Raw genomic sequence first — 18,095 nt, 5'->3', positions numbered from 1 at the left:
TAATCTATAAATGTGCAATCAAATCATTTCGCGACAACATGGTCAAAGGATAAATAACACGGCGCTGCGAGATCAATAAGCTGATCGTCGAGTCGAAACCGGCAATTAAACCTTCTTCCAGACTGTGCTCAGCCTGTTCGCGAATATGATTCACTCCCGGAAAGTCTCTTCCCGGTTCAATATAATCCGCAAGACATACCACCTTATCCAGCAAGCTCATGCCTACTCGACCTGAGGTATGCCAACGAATAGCATTAATAATTTCGTCATCATTAATGCCATAGTCACGCTCGGCAACAAAAGCACCCACTTCGGAATGCCAGAGCTGCTTGTCATGCTGCAAAAGTTCTTGATTCAATCCATTATCACGGATGACCGCTTCCATCTCGGATACAGGCCAATACTTGGCCACATCATGCAAGATTGCTGCCAGATCCGCTTTTACAGGATCAGCACCATATTTTTCAGCCAACATCACTGCCGACTCCATGACACCCAGCGTATGCTTCCAACGCTTCTCCGGCATTTGACCGGAAACTGCGCGGATCAGTTCGTCACGGCTTAGTCCCATATAAACCGCTCCTTACAATGTATTGGTGCACCTCATCAGGAATCATGAAACGTACCGAATGACCTTTGGCAAGACGTCTGCGTACGGCTGTCGATGAAATATCGACCAAGGGCATCTCGGCCAGCAGGACCCGATCCTGTAATTCGTCTGGTAGATCATCCAGATGTAACTGGAAACCTGGTCGACCAACCCCGATAAAGGTTAGGCGTTCTGCAAGTTCTTCAATCTGCTCCCATTTGGGAAGATAGTTCACCATATCCGCCCCAATAATGAAATAAAACTCATGTTCAGGATGGCGACGCCACAGTTCCTTCATCGTATCAATGGTATAAGACACTCCGCCAAGTTCCATCTCGATACCCAGCACCTCATATTGCTGCACACCTTTCACAGCCGCTTCCGTCATATCGAGACGTTGTTGTCCCGAAGCTCCGGCGCCGCGTTTGTGAGGTGGAACGTGGGAAGGCATGAACCAGATCTCATCCAGTGCATGCGAATCCCTTGCCGCTTCAGCTGCCAGGAGGTGTCCCATGTGGATCGGATCAAACGTACCACCCATGATACCGATCTTCACCCGCGTCACACTCCCTTATCTAGGTAGTTCGATTTGTTTGTTATCGCGCGATTCTTTGTACAGGATGATTGTGTTACCGATGACTTGTACAAGCTCACTACCCGTTTCACGGGCAACTTCTTCGGCCATCTCTTTTCTGTCCTCGTCATTGTTGTTGAGCACTTGCACTTTCATCAATTCGCGCTTCTCAATCGCATCTTCGATGTGACGGAACAGGTGCTCATTCGTTCCCCCTTTGCCGATTTGAAATACAGGGGTCAGATGATGTGCCTGTGAACGCAAAAAGCGCTTTTGTTTACCGTTTAACATGAATACTCCATACTCCTTATGGTGAGCAAGCCTCAGCAACAGCACAATGACTGTCGGGGCCTGACCGTTCAATTATATTTTTACATTCATAAAACGAACTAACAAAGTTTACACAGTGTGACTACGATTGCAGTACCATCTTACGATCGCTGTTATCCCCAGATTTCTTCATTTCATTTTTATAAAGGGGAAATCCGGTGATAAAGGCGAGCACTTCGTTTCTTCAGATTGCTTCTGCACTCTTCGTCATCGTGTAATCTTGATTTCATTTTACAATATTAAAAACTGTCTAACACAGCACGCCGCATCGTCTCCACGGGCGCCGGGATGCCGAGCCAGTGCTCGAAGGCTACGGCGCCCTGGTATATAAACATACCCAGGCCACCATGCACAGTACATCCACGCTCCCTTGACTCGCGAAGCAGACGTGTTTCCAGCGGATTGTAGATCAGGTCGCTTACTGCTGCGCCTGCTCGAATGAGTGCAGGGTCGACAGGTACGTCATCTACATGCGGATGCATGCCTGCGGCCGTCGTGTTAATCACGATATCTGCCGAAGCCAGTACCGCAGCAGCCTCTTCCATTCCACTACCCGTGATGTCGCCCAGTCCATGAGCCCGCAGATCGGAAGCAAGGGCAACGGCTCTGTCGGCTGTACGGTTAAGAATACTAATCTGTTCAGGCTTTTCCAATGCAAGGGCGTATATCACACCTCTCGCTGCTCCGCCAGCCCCCAGAACAGCAATACGTTTACCTGCGAGTTCCGGAACAGCTTCTTCCTTCAAGGAACGCACATAACCGATGCCATCCGTATTGTACCCTGTCAGCTTGCCTTCTTCATTGACAATAGTGTTCACCGCGCCAATCAGGCGTGCACTTTCATCAATGACATCCAGATACTGCATGACCTGTTCTTTGTGCGGAATGGTTACATTCACACCACGATACCCCAGCGCCACAATGCCTCGAATGGCTGATTCCAACTGCTCGGGACGAACATGCAGTGGCATATACATTCCATTCACTCCTGCAGCCTGCAGAGCCGCATTATGCATGGCAGGCGATTTGGAATGTGCAATGGGATCACCCATGACGCCAAGCAGGACAGGCAGTGAAGGATTTGTTTTTTTCTGTTCCGACATACTTCCGCCTCCGATCTGATGGAAATACTGCTGTGATTACATTAGATCAAGGATGGGCGGATCAGTACACGAATACCTTTTGGAGCATGAACAGCTACAAGGGCCCCATTCTCACCGTTAACCTTAATCCAGCCCAGTCCGGAAATGAATACATCCGACTGGCTGCCACGTTTGATTCGGAATTCATGTCTGGTCCATTCAGGCATATCTGCTGCATCTTCACGCGTTGGTGGAGACAGCAACTCACCCAGATGGTCACGATACAAATCGTCTGCACGCTCCAGCTTCGTCCGGTGAATATCAAGCGCAGTGCTGATAAAACAAGTGAAGGACTGACGATCTCCCTCCACAAAGTCAAAACGAGCCATGCCGCCAAAGAACAGCGTCTGACCAGAATTCAATTGATAAACGGCCGGTTTAAGTGGTTTCTCTGGCATAATGGCAGCCAGATCTTTGCGGGATACAATCTCACTGAAACGCCAAGGGTATACAATTCCCGGTGTATCAATAATAGCTTTTCCATCGTCCAGCGGAATATTAACCATATCCAGCGTTGTCCCCGGGTAACGTGATGTTGTGAGCTCCTGCTCGAGATCACTGTAGTCCCGAATCAGACGGTTAATCAGTGTGGATTTGCCCACATTGGTACCACCCACCACGTATACGTCACGATCTCCGCGATACGTGCCTACAAGCTCAAGCAGTCGGTCGAAGCCCTGATTTTGCTTTGCACTGCACAGAACGACATCTACCGTACGCAAACCTTGTTCTTTGGCCTGTTTTTGCACCCAGTTGCGAACCTTGTTCCAGTTGGTTACTTTTGGAAGCAAGTCCGTTTTGTTCACGGCAAGCAATACCGGATTGTTGCCTACAAAACGCTGCAAACCAGAGATGATACTGCCATCAAAGTCAAACAGATCAACGATATGGATGACAAGTGCATCCTTATCCCCGATTTTGCTCAGCAGGGCCAGGAACTCGTCCTGATCCACTGTAACGGATGATGACTCATTGTAATTTTTGATACGGAAACAACGCTGGCAAATGACGGGTTCACGATCCAACGCTTTTTCGGGGATAAATCCTGGTAATTCCGGGTTTTCCGTTTGCAGATGCACTCCGCATCCGCTGCACCTTACGGCAATATTGCCGTTATGCGGTTCTGTCATTTCTTCTTTTCCTCCTCAAGCCATAAGCCTTTCTTGCGCAAACTCGTTAGAGCAATCCGTTCCACGCGCCGATTGAAGCGGGTCATGAAGCCTTCATCTCCGATGGAGATCGGCAACACCAGAACCGTATAGAGTCCCAGTCGATTACCTCCAAAGACATCTGTAAGCATCTGATCGCCTACGACAATCGTTTTTTCAGGAGTTAACTCCATCATCTTCATTGCTCTACGAAACGGAACATTCGATGGTTTGCGTGCACTATGCACAAACTGGATATCCAGTGGCGTCGCAAACAGGGATACACGATTCAAATTGTTATTGGACACAATCATGAGCTGGAAACCAGCCTCTTTGACACGTGCGAACCACTCGATCAGTTCGGGCGTGGCGTCAGGAGCTTTGGCACCAACGAGTGTATTGTCCAGATCAGTTATAATTCCACGGTAGCCTTGAGCGTATAGCTCTTCCAGATTAATGTCAAAAACCGTGTCTACACGCAGCTTGGGCATTAACATTTCAAACAAAGAAGTCACCTCAGTTTCATACGACACACTATATCACAAATCCGTCTTTCCTGAAAATGCATACAGCGCCTGATGGCATAGGAAAAAAGGAAAAACGGGACGGGCGACATTACGCCCGTTCCGCTTTAAGTTCCTTACGCAGCTTCGAAGCGGTCTGATAGACGGCCTTCCAGTCGTCTGCGGTTACTGACGCCGGACTATAGCGAGTCTGTTCAAACTTCGCTAGAAGTTCATGCAATGTCGCTGCTGCAGCTGGTTTTGCCTGGCTCCAGCGGGTTACGGATTCACGAAGTGTCTCGTCCCCGCTCCGGGTCAATCCCTTGCGCTTCACATAACGAATCCAGCGTTCTGTCTCTGCCACTACCTTTTGTTCAGGCGTTAGCGGTCCACCTGTCCGCAGACGAAGTACAAAGAATCGAAGCGAGAGACGATTTCGCCAGAACATATAAGCCACCCACAATACGATGATGGCTCCCGCAGCCCAGATTACAAAAGCCGGGATACTGGATGAAGCCTGCTCAGGCGCAGGAGTCTGCTCTTCCTCTTTTACCGGTTCCTCTTCAGGCTGTTCTTCAGGCTCATCTACAGGCTGTACATCTGGTTGTTCCGTGAGCAACGGCATGTCAAAGCCCGGCGTTGCTTCAACCGGAATCCATCCATACTCGCCAAAATAAACTTCAGCCCAAGAATGTGCATCTGCATTCGTTACAGTGTAAGTTGTCTCGATCTCAGCCCCAGGTTGGCGCGGGGCCTGCATGTCTGAATTCAGCGACAGCTGTCCAGGTGCGTACCCTTTCACCCAACGAGCAGGAATCCCTTCAGAGCGCGCCATCATAACCAGCGCAGTCGAGAAGTAATCACAATACCCTTCACGAATGTCAAATAAAAATCCTTCCACAAAGTCACTGCTTACTTTTCGAGATAAATCCGGATTGTTTGTGTAATCAAAATTTTGTTGTAAATAGTTTTGCAGTAATGCCACTTTTTCATACGGCGTATTTGCTGATGCTGTAATTTCAGTGGCCAAATCCGTCACCCGATCAGGGAATCTGGATGGCAGCTGGAGATACATATCATCTGCCGGATTGCTCGTATACAGATCATCAAAAGATTTGGTACGAAGCTCATCTTCCACAATAACCGGAGCTTCGGATACAATCGTATACGTTTTGGGATATTGCGGTTGCTGGCGGTCTGTTACGACATGCAGCTCTGCCTGCTCCGGATTCCATAACATGCGGTCCGAATTCGCCTCACCATTGACAGATGTGACTTCAGAGATAGAATAGGCTCCAAAGAGGATCGGATACACGTTGTCATTCAACATCGTCACTTTCTGAGTGACTTGCTTGGTAGTTACATTTCCGGATTCGTCATTCTCCAAAGCCTGTCCGGCCTCAACATCCTCTGTTGCACCTCGTCCACGATCATCCCAGCCTGTTCCTGTATACTCTGCACGCGTCTCACCACGCCAGTAACTGCGCTCATTGGTAGTGACGGACATGACAGGGGTATAGTCGAAGTTGAATCCTCCGCCAAGCTGGTTGTCTTCCCTGCTGTATCCTGACTCGGTAGCTGCCGGAATGTCCAGTGTTCCGTTGCCAGTCTGACTCCCCGAACTTCCGGTGTAGTTACGCCACGCGGTATAAGGATCAGTAAGGGTAGGAGGAACTTCCGGCATGTTCACACTGGCTACGATAATGAGAGAGAATATGATTGCAATGTTGGCCAGAATTTTATAGGGATATCGGATAATTCGCTTCCACCCTTGTGGATATTGCAGTTGGAAATTACGGAAGTGCTGACATACCAGCCATCCCATTCCCGCAAACATAACCCAAGCGATTTCAATCCAAAGTGGAAACTGAGTAAAGGAGTCCAGAATTCCCATCGATATAATGTTAATGCCCAGAAAAACGAGAATCCGGCGCGTTGTAGTCACCAGGCGCAGGGCAGCTTCAAGCATCACCCACGCGCATAGGGAGAACCAGATGTAAGGTGTCAGGTGCAGCACAAATTGCTCTGTACGCTCCATTAACGTGCCATAAGGAATATAAACCGTGTAATCAGTTAAAGTCTTATGCAAAATATATACAAGGACAATCGCCTTGATTATCGTTCGAATCATTATTTTGAAAGGAAGAATAACTTCCAGAATACAGACCGCTGCGAGTGTCCACAGTACCAATGAAGTGGTCTCCGTATACCAGGATTCCTGTGTAAATGATATCCACTGCATGCCAATCAGGAAAATCCAGAGCAACGAAGCCGCATGATACCAGGATCTTCTCCCCACTGTCAGCTCTTGGCCATTAGTACTCATACACTACCTCCCCCCATAACCGTTGGAAGCTCCTGCAAATGGGAAACGGTAAAGGATCTTGTGCCTCTTCCGCGCAGCATGGCATTCCACTCGGAACTCCGGCGGGAATCAGTGGGTTCAATCAGAATATGACAAGGGGTCATCCCACGTGTGTCAGCCCATCGGAGCAGTTCCAGAACTTTTTCATCTTTTTGGGGAGAAATCACTACAAAATAAGCACCTTGAGGAAACTGACGTGACATCTTCTCGACACCTGGCAGCAGCCGTTTCTCCTGGCCATTATATTGGATATCTACCAGATGATGAATCATCTTCTGCCGTTCCATCGGACTTTCGCTGGGAGCAAAAAATGATGTCATCTCCGACAGTGTCAGCAGCCCCATGCCCATTCGTTCTCTTGTGCCATATTCCAGCAGGGAGGCAGCCGTAGACACAGCTAGTTCAAAGGCCTCACCATGTTCGTAGCTGCCTGACAGCGCATCCAGCACCAGAATCGTTTTCGGCACCGATTCATGTTCAAATTCCTTGGACTTCCACGTTCCCGTCTTTGCCGTTGCATTCCAGTGAATGCGGGAAAGGCGATCTCCATAAACGTAATCACGGACGCCGTTAATCTGGGTCGTTTCCCTGCGTGAGCGGGTCAAGGCTGTCTGTGGACCAGATAACCGTGATTTGCGGTCGTACAGCTGCCAGTACGGTATAAATACCGTCCGCGGCAGCACCCGGAATTCGCCTTTGGCTTTGAACGTTCCCCGATGCTCAATCAGTCCAAAGATGTCCTCGCTGGCACATTCCGTTTCGGAAAAGACATACTTTCCTCGCTCCAGCGGGGGGGTCTGAAATGACAATTCACCATAACCTCGCATGCTTGGAATGAGGCTTTCTTTGAAAGACCAGGATTCGCCGTTATGCCGATGCAGCATTTCGCGCACAACCACATATGGAAGTGGTAAAAATCCCGGAATGTTCAGACTTAACTTTACCTGTACCTGATCACCCGCATGCAGCAACTCTTCATGATCCTGGCCGGAAGAGAGCTTACGCACGCCGTGAGTACGCCTCACACCGCTAAAACCAGCAATCGCAAGGTAAATACAAAGCAGAGTCACCATCGACAGCAGCATCAGGGAGGTCTTCCCACCCTGGAACAAAACATAAGCCAAACAGCACATCCACACCGCCGCGATGCTCCATACGCGGGGGTGGCGTATTCCCCTTCTGACTGTACTCAAAAGCGGCTTCATCAATTATTGCCCCATGGAGACGGGCACTCGAACCTGCTGAAGTACGGAATTTAATACAGCCTCAGAGCTCATGCTGTCCAGTCTCGATTCGGGACGCAGCACAATCCGATGGGAGATGACATAAGGTGCCATCGTTTTCACGTCATCCGGAAGCACGTAGTCACGTTCCTGCAAAAAGGCAAAAGCCTTCACCGCCATCATAAATGAAATGGCTGCCCGCGGGCTTGCGCCCAGCAATACGGATGGGTGGGAGCGAGTTTTGCGAACCACATCAAGCAGATAATCCATGACCGGATCACCGATGAATACTTCCTTGATCTCCTGTTGAATGGCTGATATCTGATCCATATGGGTTACGGATTCAAGCCGATCAACAGGCTGACCAGACTGGTGCTGCTTCAGCAGCGTTTTCTCGATATCCTTGTCGGGATAACCCAGACTTATTTTCAACATAAACCGGTCCAGCTGCGCTTCCGGCAATGTGTAGGTTCCTTCAAAATCGATTGGATTCTGGGTTGCACAGAGCATAAATGGATGAGGCAGATCATACGTATCGCCATCTACCGTTACACTGCGCTCTTCCATGACTTCCAGCAAAGCGGACTGCGTTTTCGTAGTTGCCCGGTTAATCTCGTCTGCCAGCAAAATATTGGTCATCACCGGACCCGGACGGAAGTAAAAGCGCTCGTCACGTGGATGGAAAACGGATACACCTGTGATGTCACTTGGCAAAATATCAGGATTACATTGAATGCGGCGGTACTCTCCGCGCATGGATTTCGATAATGCTTTAACCAACTGCGTCTTGCCTGTTCCTGGTACGTCTTCAATCAGAACGTGTCCGCCTGCAAGCAAAGCTGTGAGCAAAAGTTGAATTTCAAAAGATTTTCCCATTATGCATGATTCCAGATTAGAACGAACTGCTGATATGATTTGGATCGACTCTTTGCGCACAGGCATGTGGTCTAACCTCCTAAAAAAGCATACAGATTTCCTTTTATTGTACATGATCCAAGAGCGCGCGTACACTCGAAGGAACTCAACATTTGTTTCCAGCCGTCAGATTCGCCGCAGTTATCGCATGATTACGACAAAAAGAGGCTCGGATAGAAGTTATCCGAAGCCTCTGCTGATTCCATATATAATGGGTAGCTCTGCCATGCTCTATTACCCTTTGGGCCGAACCACCAATGCCGCGAGAAAAGAAAAGATTATCGCTGAGGAAATACCCGCGGCGGTCAAATCGAATATCCCCGTAATGACACCAATCCATCCCTCTTTCTCCAGTTCCGTCAATGCCCCGTGCACGAGGGAGTTACCAAAACTGGTAATGGGAATAGAAGCTCCTGCCCCTGCAAATTTGACGAGTGGATCATACAGCCCAAACGCATCCGCAACCGCACCAGCCACTACAAGTGTACTCATCGTATGTGCAGGCGTCAGTTTGACACCATCCATCAGAAGCTGTCCCACGACACATATCAACCCGCCAACAATAAAAGCCCATAAAAATTGCATCCTTTATCCCTCCTTTTCTATGGCCACAGCATGTGCAATACAAGGAATGCTCTCGCCCTGCTGGTATGAAAGTGGAGACAACAATGCACCGGTAGCGACCACCAATACCTTATTGAGTTCACCCTTTTGCATCCGGTTCAAAATGTGACCATAGGTCACTGTCGCTGAACATCCACAGCCGCTTCCTCCGGCCACAACCTGAGGCTGCTTTTCCAGGTTATATATCATCAAACCACAGTCATTGAAGACCGTTTGTTCCATAGGGATACCCTCTTTATGCAAAAGCTCCTTAACGATGGGCAATCCAACCGAAGCAAGGTCACCTGTAACGATCAGATCATAATAACCAGGTTCCAGGCCTGTGTCCCGGAAATGAGAAACGATGGTATCCGCTGCGGCTGGAGCCATGGCAGCCCCCATATTAAACGGATCTTTGATACCCATATCCATAATTCGGCCAATTGTCGCTCTGGTGACTACCGGGCCCTGACCCGTACGCGATATCACACTACACCCTGATCCCGTAACAGTATATTGGGCATATGGCGGCTTCTGGGAACCATATTCTGTTGGATAACGAAATTGCTTTTCCACCGTACAGTTGTGACTGACCGTACCCGCGAGTACATAATCCCCTGCACCCGAATCCACGATGAGCGAGGCCAGGGCCAACGTCTCCATTGAGGTTGAACAGGCACCAAATACCCCCAGATAGGGAACACCCAACTTGCGGGCAGAAAAGGAACTACTGATAATCTGGTTCATCAGATCTCCGCCGACAAAGAACTGAAGCTCTTCCTTCGTAATATTCGCATTGATCAACGCCATTTGGGATGCCTGTTCAAGGAGTTTGCGCTCTGCCTTTTCCCAGGTCTTCTCCCCAATCTCCAAATTGTCATATACATAGTCAAAATCAGATGCCAGAGGCCCTTGGCCTTCATCTGGTCCTCCGACTGCCGACCTGCCAATAATGCGTGGACGGTTCTCAAATTGCCAGGTTTGTTGTCCCAGGAGCTTCATAGATGTCCACCTCCGAAGCCAAGAATGGCGTATATGATCCCCACGATGAAGGCAGCAACTACACCAAACACGATGACCGAACCAGCCAATTTGAACATGTTCGCACCAACACCCAGCACGAGTCCCTCGGCGCGATGCTCCAGTGCTGCCGAGCACATGGAGTTGGCAAATCCGGTAACAGGGACAGCCGTTCCGGCACCAGCCCATTGCGCCATTTTATCGTAGACACCGAGGCAAGTCAGGATAACTGAAATAAGAATCATGACCGCAACGGTTGGACTGGCTGCTTCCTTGGAAGTCATGTCAAACCCGGCCATAAAAGCTTCCTGGATAGCCTGTCCAATGACGCAGATGAATCCGCCGACGAAGAATGCCTTAATACAGTTCGCCCAGATAGGACGAGCAGGCTCATGTTTTTTGGCGACTTTTTTATATTCCTGTTCACTGATGGACAGGGATGATGATGATTTTTTTCCGCTACCCTTATTTTGAGCTGGCAAGATACAGAACCTCCTTGAAATGAAAATCAGTCAACAGTTGTGACTGCACATACTGTGTGTAATCCTGTATTCATTGTTTGTTAAGGTTGGGAAAGTTATGTATCCGGCAAATGGCAGCATTTGTTTCCAGCACAATGAAGCAGCCGAATCAGATGAGTCGCTCAGCGCCGGATCAGAGTCTTGAGAAATTTATAAATAAAGCAGAACGATCACGAGCAAAATAAAGAGGACGATAAAAAGCATGGTTTCATTGCCTTCATCGGGTAGCTTCATCTATTGTCCCAGCTCCTTCCTGTTGTCAGGCAAGTGAAATTAGTAGCCTATTAAATAACCTCATCGAAAAAGGTTAAGCAAAATGATTTCTCACTCTATGCATATTCAATGTTGCTGCTTGTCGACTGTGTTTGGTGCGGATTTAATGTCCCGATGAATCATCAAACGAGCAAGCATTTATGCCTGAGATACGTGACATAACCATGGACAATTACTTGCGCAAGGTTCATACTGTAGTGTGACCAGTGGTTAAATAAACGTTCTTCTTTTTCGAAGGACAACAGTCCGGCAGCCGTTCTGCTGAGACCTGATCTACATACAAGCAGAGGAGTTGTCGACACATGAATCAAAAAACGTTGGAAATGTTTCGAACGTTAACGGAATTCCCTTCCGTTTCAGGGTTTGAACGCGAGCTTCGCGGATGGATGAAAGAACAAATGTCTCCTTATACGGATGAATTTGTCCAGGATCGCCTGGGTAGCCTTTTTGGTGTATTGCGAGGAGAAGCGTCTGGACCCAAAGTCATGGTTGCAGGTCACTTCGACGAAGTTGGCTTCATGACCACAGGCATTACGGAAACAGGCATGATCAAATTCCGCCCACTTGGTGGATGGTGGAGTCAGGCTGTACTATCACAACGTCTGGAACTCATCACTCCGGATCGCAGAATTACAGGGGTTGTCGGTTCAACACCTACTCATCTTCTCGATGAATCCCAGCGCAATAAACCGGTTGATCTTAACCATATGTACTTGGATATTGGTGCAGATAACCGTGCAGAAGCAGAGTCTTGGGGAATCCACCCGGGTATGCAGATCGTACCGATCTGTGAATTCACACCGATGGCCAATCCGAAGAAAATCATGGCTAAGGCATGGGATAACCGTTACGGTGTAGGACTTGCACTTGAGCTGGTTGAAGCATTGCATAAGGAAAAATTGCCAAACACCCTCTATTGCGGTGCAACAGTTCAAGAGGAATTGGGACTTCGCGGCGCACGTACAGCTGCCAATCTGATTGAACCAGATATTTTCTTTGCATTGGACTGCAGTGCTGCGAATGATATGACCGGGGATAAACAATCATTTGGACATATTGGACAAGGCGCTTTGCTGCGAATCTTCGACCCAGGCATGTTCACCCATCGCGGCATTGTTGAATATGTTCAGGACACAGCATCATCCAACCAGATCAAAATGCAATATTTCATCTCCCCTGGTGGAACAGATGCCGGAGCGGTTCATTTGAGCGGTATCGGTGTACCATCCACGGTAATTGGCATCTGTGCTCGCTACATTCATACTTCTTCTTCCATTATTCATACGGATGACTATGATGCAGCAAAAGAGTTGCTCGTGAAGTTGGTGAAGGGTCTGGATCAGACAACACTGAACACGATTATCGGAAACGCATAATTGTGGATTCATGGCAGAATCTTGAGACTACATTTGCTTCATTGCTTAACTTCATTTAAATTAATAAATTCAAGAGAGATCCTGACTTCATCAGGGTCTCTCTTTTTTTGATGCAACTAGTTTAATAGCTAGAACATTTATAGAAAAGATACATAATATACAACAACGGTAGAAGAAATAAAGATCAAGCAGCGGGGGACCTATTATGGCAATGAGAAGGAATGGAAAATCGAATAAGGGTTCCAAAAAAACAGATGCTGCAAATACCCTTCTCAACGGTAACCTAAAAGGAAAAAATCTGGAGATTATCGTTGCAGCCTTGCTCGTAAGTGGAAAATTAAGAGTTGATGCCGTAACGTTGTTTCGAGAAGCCACACTCGTTGTTGAATTAGTTGGTCAGTACAAAACACTTAAAAATATTTCGCCGTCGAACGCCGATAAGCTAGTCCAATTTCTTGACGAAATGGGCGACATGACACTGGATGATGTAGTACGGGCTTTTCAACAAAGGATAAATTCCTAGATAGCATGAAATGAGGTTGGGATGATGTCTGACTTTGACGGAATCGGCTTCGCCGAACTGATAATTGTAGTTATCCTTGTAATGTTATTTGTATTTGGTTCAACAGATATTGAAGGTTTGTCAAGTACACCCACAACCACATGACCCTCTCCATATTGATTACAGCCATGGATATGAACAAAAGAAATACCAGTCCTCTTGCAGGACTGGTATTTTTGAGATTTTACAGAAATAAAGGGGAGAACGCAATCCAGGCCAAAATGAGAGCCAGTACAATACACACATTTTCCACAACAGCTCCATGCTTCGTGCCCGTACTCATAAGATTGACCCTTATACGCCACTTGAGTGGCGGCAATGGACGAATGCCGCGATTCGTCAACGAATCAGCCAGTAGATGCATGACATACGCTGTACCTCCGGCTACCCAGATCTCTGGACCTTGCAGATGAGTTGTACTGTAGAACAACCCAGCCCATACCGCGGTCCCATATAATGTGTGGGTTAACCCCCTGTGGGTTAACGTGGTACACAGCATTAACAGACTGCCAGCAATTAGATTCCACGGTGCGAATGCATGTCCATAAAATACAAGTCCCAATCCGATCGCAAACATCAACACTTTGCGCAGGGAACGGGACGGTAGGAAAGATACCATCGCAATCAGAATGGCAAGCAGCAGATTCCAGGGTTTCGCCTGAACATAGAAGTACACAAATACGGCGACAGGCAGCAGGATTGTCTGTAACAGCCGAATAAGACTGTTCGGCAATGCCTTGGATACCAGTAGCGAATTGGGCTCATCAATGTCTGGCAGCAGCGAACCGATCAGGGCCACGGTAACCGCTGGTGCAGTCACGGGCATGCCGGCCAATTGCAAAACAGAGAGGGATACAGTTGTCCCGATAATCAGGTGGGATCTTCCCATCATGGTGCAAAAACTTCCTTTCGAAGAAATAGGGAACATATACGGCCCACTCCAGATATTACAACGAAAACAATATAAGAACAATAGTTCGCATTTCTCAATTCATTTAACTATAACCTATATCCCTACTTATATGAATTGATATTCATAAAATAATTAAAAAAGCTTCCGTGACAGGCATCACACTTTGAACTTGTCATGTCTCTATAGTATTTAGTGAAATTAATCACATTTAATGTCACAATTGAACGTTATGATTCAAATATAAACCACTAAAAATGATTGTAATGTACAGTGTTCACTAAAGGAGGCATATACACATGAACGGAAATAAAGAAAAACTGGTTATCATCGGTAATGGTATGGCAGGCATAAGTACAGTTGAACAAATTTTGAAATTGAGTTCCCGGTTCGACATTACCGTCTTTGGCACAGAGCCCTATCCCAATTACAATCGGATAATGCTGTCCTATGTGCTGGAAGGCAGCAAAACAATTGATGATATTGTGCTTAATGATCTGCATTGGTATGAAGATTACGGTATCACCCTCCATACGGGTACAACCATAACACGCATTGAGTCAGAAACACTTGAAGTAGTAACTGCGGAAGGCTTACGTTTCCCTTACGATAAAGTCATCATCGCAACCGGCTCCAGCTCTTTCATTCTTCCTGTACCGGGTCATGACAAACAAGGGGTCGTTGGGTTCAGGGATATAGCGGATTGTAACGTCATGCTGGAAGCAGCGAAACAATATAAAAAAGCGGCTGTCATTGGAGGAGGTCTTCTCGGCCTCGAAGCTGCCAAAGGCTTGGTCCAGCTCGGCATGGAAGTTACAGTCGTGCATCTGATGCAGGATCTGATGGAACGCCAGCTTGACCCTCAGGCATCTGCGATGTTAAAAACCGAACTTGAGCGACAGGGCATCCGGTTCAAGATGGGCGCACAAACCGCAGAGCTTCTCGGTGGAGAACGGGTAGAAGGTATTCGTTTTGCAGACGATTCCGTGCTGAACACTGATTTTGTTGTCATGGCAGTAGGCATCAAACCCAATACGGGTGTAGCCCGGGAAAGTGGCCTGGAAGTTAACCGAGGCATTGTAGTGGATGACTATATGCAGACGTCACTAAATAACGTGTATTCCGTCGGAGAATGTACCGAACATCGCGGTGTATGCTACGGCCTCGTTGCCCCACTGTTTGAACAGGGCATGATTCTGGCCAAACATATATGCGGTGTTGATACAGCTCCCTATGAAGGTTCTGTGGTATCCACGAAATTGAAAATTTCGGGCGTAAACGTCTTTTCCACCGGTGAATTTATCGACAGTCCCGAACATACGATCATTTCACATAAAGACGACTGGAAACGCACCTACAAAAAAATTCTGCTTCGGGATAATATCATGGTTGGCGCTGTACTCTTTGGTGATATTACGGATTCTGCCGAATTACAGAAATTGATTAAACAACAGGCTGAGATGACAGATGAACTGTATGCTTCACTGATGGGTACAGGTTGCGGTGGGCACAAAAAAGCCACATCCGTGGAAACCATGGCAGAAGACGAAATTGTCTGTGGATGTAACGGAGTAACCAAAGGAACCATTGTCGATGCCATTACGAATGAGGGATTGACCAGCGTAGACGAAATCAAAGCCTGTACGGGTGCAACCCGCTCCTGCGGCGGCTGTAAACCGGTTGTTGAACAGATTCTGCAATATGTGCTTGGAGACAACTTTACAGCGGGTGCCAAACAGGGAATCTGCGCTTGCACCTCCCTCAGCCGGGATGAGATCGTAGCGGAGATTAGACAAAAAGGATTGCAAACGACCAAAGAGGTCATGCATGTTCTGGGTTGGAATCAACCCGAAGGGTGTTCCAAATGCCGCCCGGCCATTAACTATTACCTTGGTATGATTGCACCAGATACTCATGTGGATGAAAAGGAATCCCGTTTTGTCAACGAACGTATGAATGCCAATATTCAAAAAGACGGCACGTATACGGTGGTACCGCGCATGTATGGCGGCGTCACAACGCCGGAAGACTTGAAACGCATTGCCGACATTTCGGTCAAATACGATGTAAAAGCCGTCAAAGTGACTGGAGGTCAGCGGCTGGACCTGATTGGAGTCAAAAAAGAAGATCTGCCCAAAGTCTGGGCTGAATTGGATATGCCTTCAGGCTATGCATACGCCAAATCGCTGCGTACAGTCAAAACATGTGTCGGCTCACAATTTTGCCGCTTCGGCACGCAGGATTCCATGGCGATGGGTGCTCTGCTAGAACGCAAGTTCGAACGTCTCGATCTACCTGCCAAGTTCAAATATGCCGTAAACGGTTGCCCTCGTAACTGTGCAGAGTCGTGTACAAAAGATATCGGAATCGTGGGCAATGACGGCGGCTGGGAAATATTTATTGGAGGCAATGGCGGCATCAAGGCCAGACTGGCTGACTCTCTGTGCAAGGTGAAGACCGATGAAGAACTAGTTGAGCTTTGTGGAGCGATCATGCAGCATTATCGGGAGACAGCCAACTACCTGGAGCGGACTTCCGAATGGGTGGAACGTGTTGGGTTGGAGCAGATTCGGGCCGTTGTTGTCGAAGACGTAAAAGAGCGTAAGGCGCTTATGGAACGAATTGAATTCGCTCTTGAGCAAGTGGAAGATCCTTGGAAAAAAGCACTGCGTAACGAGGAAGGCCAGAACAAACTTTTCCAGGGCATAGAAGTTTCTGCTCGACCGTAGTCCTCTGTCTCTGCCATTATGATATATATTGACCCTGTAACGTGAACCTGATAATGAAGGAGATGTTCATATGACAACACAGCAATCTGCCATCTACTATCCTGCCGGAGAGATCGAAGAATTTCTGCCGCAGATAGGTAGAGTGGTTGAGATCAAAGACCATGAACTAGCTGTATTTCGCACCTCAGATGGCACCATCTTTGCTGCAGAAAATAGAAATCCTCATCCCAAGGGTGGACCGCTGGCGGAAGGGATTGTCTCCGGGTATTATCTGTACGATCCACTGTATGATTGGAAAATTGATCTGAACACTGGTCTTGTGCAGGCCCCCGATCAGGGACAAGTGCAGATGTATCCCGTGAAGGTCGAGAACGGGCAGGTCTGGGTCGCTTTATAGCAATAAGATTTTCACTGTCAACGACAGATGCACCAAAATGGGGGGAATCGTCATGTATACATCAAATGTTGAAGGAATTATTGAAGCAGCGGTTAAAAAACGAGATCAAATGAACAAAAGCCTGCCACGTTACATGGTTGCCGCTTTGATGGCTGGCGCATATGTAGGCCTTGGCATCATTCTGATATTCAGTATCGGTGCCCCACTGCTTGCTGCCCAGTCCCCACTGCAGATGATGCTGATGGGCATGTCTTTTGGACTTGCCCTCACACTCGTCATCTTTGCTGGATCGGAGCTGTTTACTGGTAACAATATGTTCTTTACAATGAGCACACTAGCTGGTCGGACTACTATTCGGGATACTCTCAAAAACTGGGGACTCGTCTTCCTTGGCAATCTGATCGGTGCCGTTCTGCTCAGTCTGCTTATTGTGGGGAGCGGTCTCTTCAAGACTGCGACTCCGGAACATCTGCTTTTTGTCGTTTCTGCCAAAAAGATGGCTGCTCCCGTTAGTGAACTTTTCTTCCGTGGCATTCTCTGTAACTGGCTGGTCTGTCTGGCGATCTGGATGGCGGCCCATTCAAAAGAAGATATTGCCAAACTCGTCCTCATCTGGTGGTGTCTGTACGCCTTTATTGCGAGTGGATATGAACACAGCGTCGCCAATATGACTTTGCTATCCTTGTCCTGGTTGTTGCCAAACCACCCGGATACAATTACTCTGGCAGGCTGGATGCATAACATGATTCCGGTCACGCTCGGTAATATTATCGGCGGTGCGCTGTTTGTAGGTATGGCGTACTGGTTTGTTTCGCCCGTGAGGAAAAAAGGCTAGCTTATTCCCCATCCCTTTTCCCATCCGCAATATCTTAAATCAACGGATGTAGATAAACGCAAAAGCCATCTTATTCTCTG

At 47.8% G+C, this 18,095-nt stretch carries 18 protein-coding genes; 5 read left to right on the top strand and 13 right to left on the bottom strand.

Going from position 1 to position 18,095, the window contains the following annotated elements; genetic code table 11:
• Nucleotides 1-4: 4 nt before the first annotated feature.
• The 12 genes from yqeK to spoVAC form a co-directional block, all read right to left on the bottom strand.
• On the bottom strand, nucleotides 5-571 hold the full coding sequence (gene yqeK / locus DC345_RS14860) for a bis(5'-nucleosyl)-tetraphosphatase (symmetrical) YqeK (protein ID WP_113053788.1): 567 nt from the start codon (nucleotides 569-571) through the stop codon (nucleotides 5-7).
• Entirely contained in the window at nucleotides 555-1,145 is a 591-nt protein-coding gene (locus tag DC345_RS14855; RefSeq protein ID WP_074095918.1) for a nicotinate-nucleotide adenylyltransferase, read from the bottom strand. Before DC345_RS14855 ends, yqeK begins: the two co-directional genes overlap by 17 nt.
• A 15-nt stretch (nucleotides 1,146-1,160) precedes the next feature.
• Nucleotides 1,161-1,454, bottom strand: a complete 294-nt coding sequence (gene yhbY, locus DC345_RS14850; RefSeq protein ID WP_063567269.1) for a ribosome assembly RNA-binding protein YhbY — start codon at nucleotides 1,452-1,454, stop codon at nucleotides 1,161-1,163.
• A gap of 278 nt (nucleotides 1,455-1,732) precedes the next feature.
• The gene (aroE, locus tag DC345_RS14845; RefSeq protein ID WP_113053787.1) at nucleotides 1,733-2,596 is read right to left on the bottom strand and encodes a shikimate dehydrogenase; all 864 of its coding nucleotides are present in this window, start codon (nucleotides 2,594-2,596) and stop codon (nucleotides 1,733-1,735) included.
• 41 nt (nucleotides 2,597-2,637) lie between these two features.
• The gene (gene yqeH, locus DC345_RS14840; RefSeq protein ID WP_024628522.1) at nucleotides 2,638-3,765 is read right to left on the bottom strand and encodes a ribosome biogenesis GTPase YqeH; all 1,128 of its coding nucleotides are present in this window, start codon (nucleotides 3,763-3,765) and stop codon (nucleotides 2,638-2,640) included.
• Complete coding sequence (locus DC345_RS14835) at nucleotides 3,762-4,289, bottom strand: YqeG family HAD IIIA-type phosphatase (protein ID WP_076288052.1); 528 nt, start codon at nucleotides 4,287-4,289, stop codon at nucleotides 3,762-3,764. Before DC345_RS14835 ends, yqeH begins: the two co-directional genes overlap by 4 nt.
• Before the next feature lie 109 nt (nucleotides 4,290-4,398).
• Entirely contained in the window at nucleotides 4,399-6,612 is a 2,214-nt protein-coding gene (locus DC345_RS14830) for a transglutaminase TgpA family protein (RefSeq protein WP_113053786.1), read from the bottom strand.
• Nucleotides 6,609-7,856: a DUF58 domain-containing protein gene (locus DC345_RS14825; RefSeq protein ID WP_113053785.1), complete on the bottom strand. Its 1,248-nt coding sequence runs from the start codon at nucleotides 7,854-7,856 to the stop codon at nucleotides 6,609-6,611. The genes DC345_RS14830 and DC345_RS14825 overlap by 4 nt, the downstream gene beginning before the upstream one ends.
• Nucleotides 7,857-7,859: 3 nt before the next feature.
• Nucleotides 7,860-8,816, bottom strand: coding sequence for an AAA family ATPase (locus DC345_RS14820; RefSeq protein WP_053781313.1), 957 nt, complete (start codon nucleotides 8,814-8,816; stop codon nucleotides 7,860-7,862).
• 207 nt (nucleotides 8,817-9,023) lie between these two features.
• On the bottom strand, nucleotides 9,024-9,374 hold the full coding sequence (spoVAE, locus tag DC345_RS14815) for a stage V sporulation protein AE (protein ID WP_053781314.1): 351 nt from the start codon (nucleotides 9,372-9,374) through the stop codon (nucleotides 9,024-9,026).
• A gap of 3 nt (nucleotides 9,375-9,377) precedes the next feature.
• Nucleotides 9,378-10,394, bottom strand: a complete 1,017-nt coding sequence (gene spoVAD, locus DC345_RS14810; RefSeq protein WP_113053784.1) for a stage V sporulation protein AD — start codon at nucleotides 10,392-10,394, stop codon at nucleotides 9,378-9,380.
• Nucleotides 10,391-10,894, bottom strand: a complete 504-nt coding sequence (spoVAC, locus tag DC345_RS14805) for a stage V sporulation protein AC (protein ID WP_113053783.1) — start codon at nucleotides 10,892-10,894, stop codon at nucleotides 10,391-10,393. The genes spoVAD and spoVAC overlap by 4 nt, the downstream gene beginning before the upstream one ends.
• A gap of 614 nt (nucleotides 10,895-11,508) precedes the next feature.
• Between spoVAC and DC345_RS14800 the strand changes: the two genes are divergently transcribed.
• Nucleotides 11,509-12,582 carry a M42 family metallopeptidase gene (locus DC345_RS14800; protein ID WP_113053782.1) on the top strand — a complete coding sequence of 358 codons (1,074 nt, stop codon included), beginning with the start codon at nucleotides 11,509-11,511 and terminating at the stop codon, nucleotides 12,580-12,582.
• A gap of 205 nt (nucleotides 12,583-12,787) precedes the next feature.
• Complete coding sequence (locus DC345_RS14795; protein WP_113053781.1) at nucleotides 12,788-13,105, top strand: hypothetical protein; 318 nt, start codon at nucleotides 12,788-12,790, stop codon at nucleotides 13,103-13,105.
• Between the two features lie 223 nt (nucleotides 13,106-13,328).
• Here DC345_RS14795 and DC345_RS14790 read toward each other — a convergent pair whose 3' ends face one another.
• Nucleotides 13,329-14,036, bottom strand: a complete 708-nt coding sequence (locus DC345_RS14790) for a metal-dependent hydrolase (protein WP_113053780.1) — start codon at nucleotides 14,034-14,036, stop codon at nucleotides 13,329-13,331.
• A gap of 317 nt (nucleotides 14,037-14,353) precedes the next feature.
• Here DC345_RS14790 and nirB point away from each other — a divergent pair, with 317 nt between their 5' ends.
• The 3 genes from nirB to DC345_RS14775 all read left to right on the top strand — a co-directional run bounded on the left by nirB (nucleotide 14,354) and on the right by DC345_RS14775 (nucleotide 18,015).
• Nucleotides 14,354-16,783 (top strand): nitrite reductase large subunit NirB, encoded by a 2,430-nt coding sequence (gene nirB, locus DC345_RS14785; RefSeq protein ID WP_113053779.1) that lies wholly within the window; start codon nucleotides 14,354-14,356, stop codon nucleotides 16,781-16,783.
• A 70-nt stretch (nucleotides 16,784-16,853) separates the two neighbouring features.
• Nucleotides 16,854-17,180, top strand: a complete 327-nt coding sequence (gene nirD, locus DC345_RS14780) for a nitrite reductase small subunit NirD (protein ID WP_076288043.1) — start codon at nucleotides 16,854-16,856, stop codon at nucleotides 17,178-17,180.
• 52 nt (nucleotides 17,181-17,232) lie between these two features.
• Entirely contained in the window at nucleotides 17,233-18,015 is a 783-nt protein-coding gene (locus DC345_RS14775) for a formate/nitrite transporter family protein (RefSeq protein ID WP_113053778.1), read from the top strand.
• Nucleotides 18,016-18,095 lie beyond the last annotated feature (80 nt).

The sequence above is a fragment of the Paenibacillus taichungensis genome, assembly GCF_003287275.1.
GTDB classification, from domain to species: Bacteria; Bacillota; Bacilli; order Paenibacillales; family Paenibacillaceae; genus Paenibacillus; species Paenibacillus taichungensis_A.
Note: the sequence above shows the minus strand (reverse complement) of the source record. Positions and strands in the feature narration are given on the sequence as shown.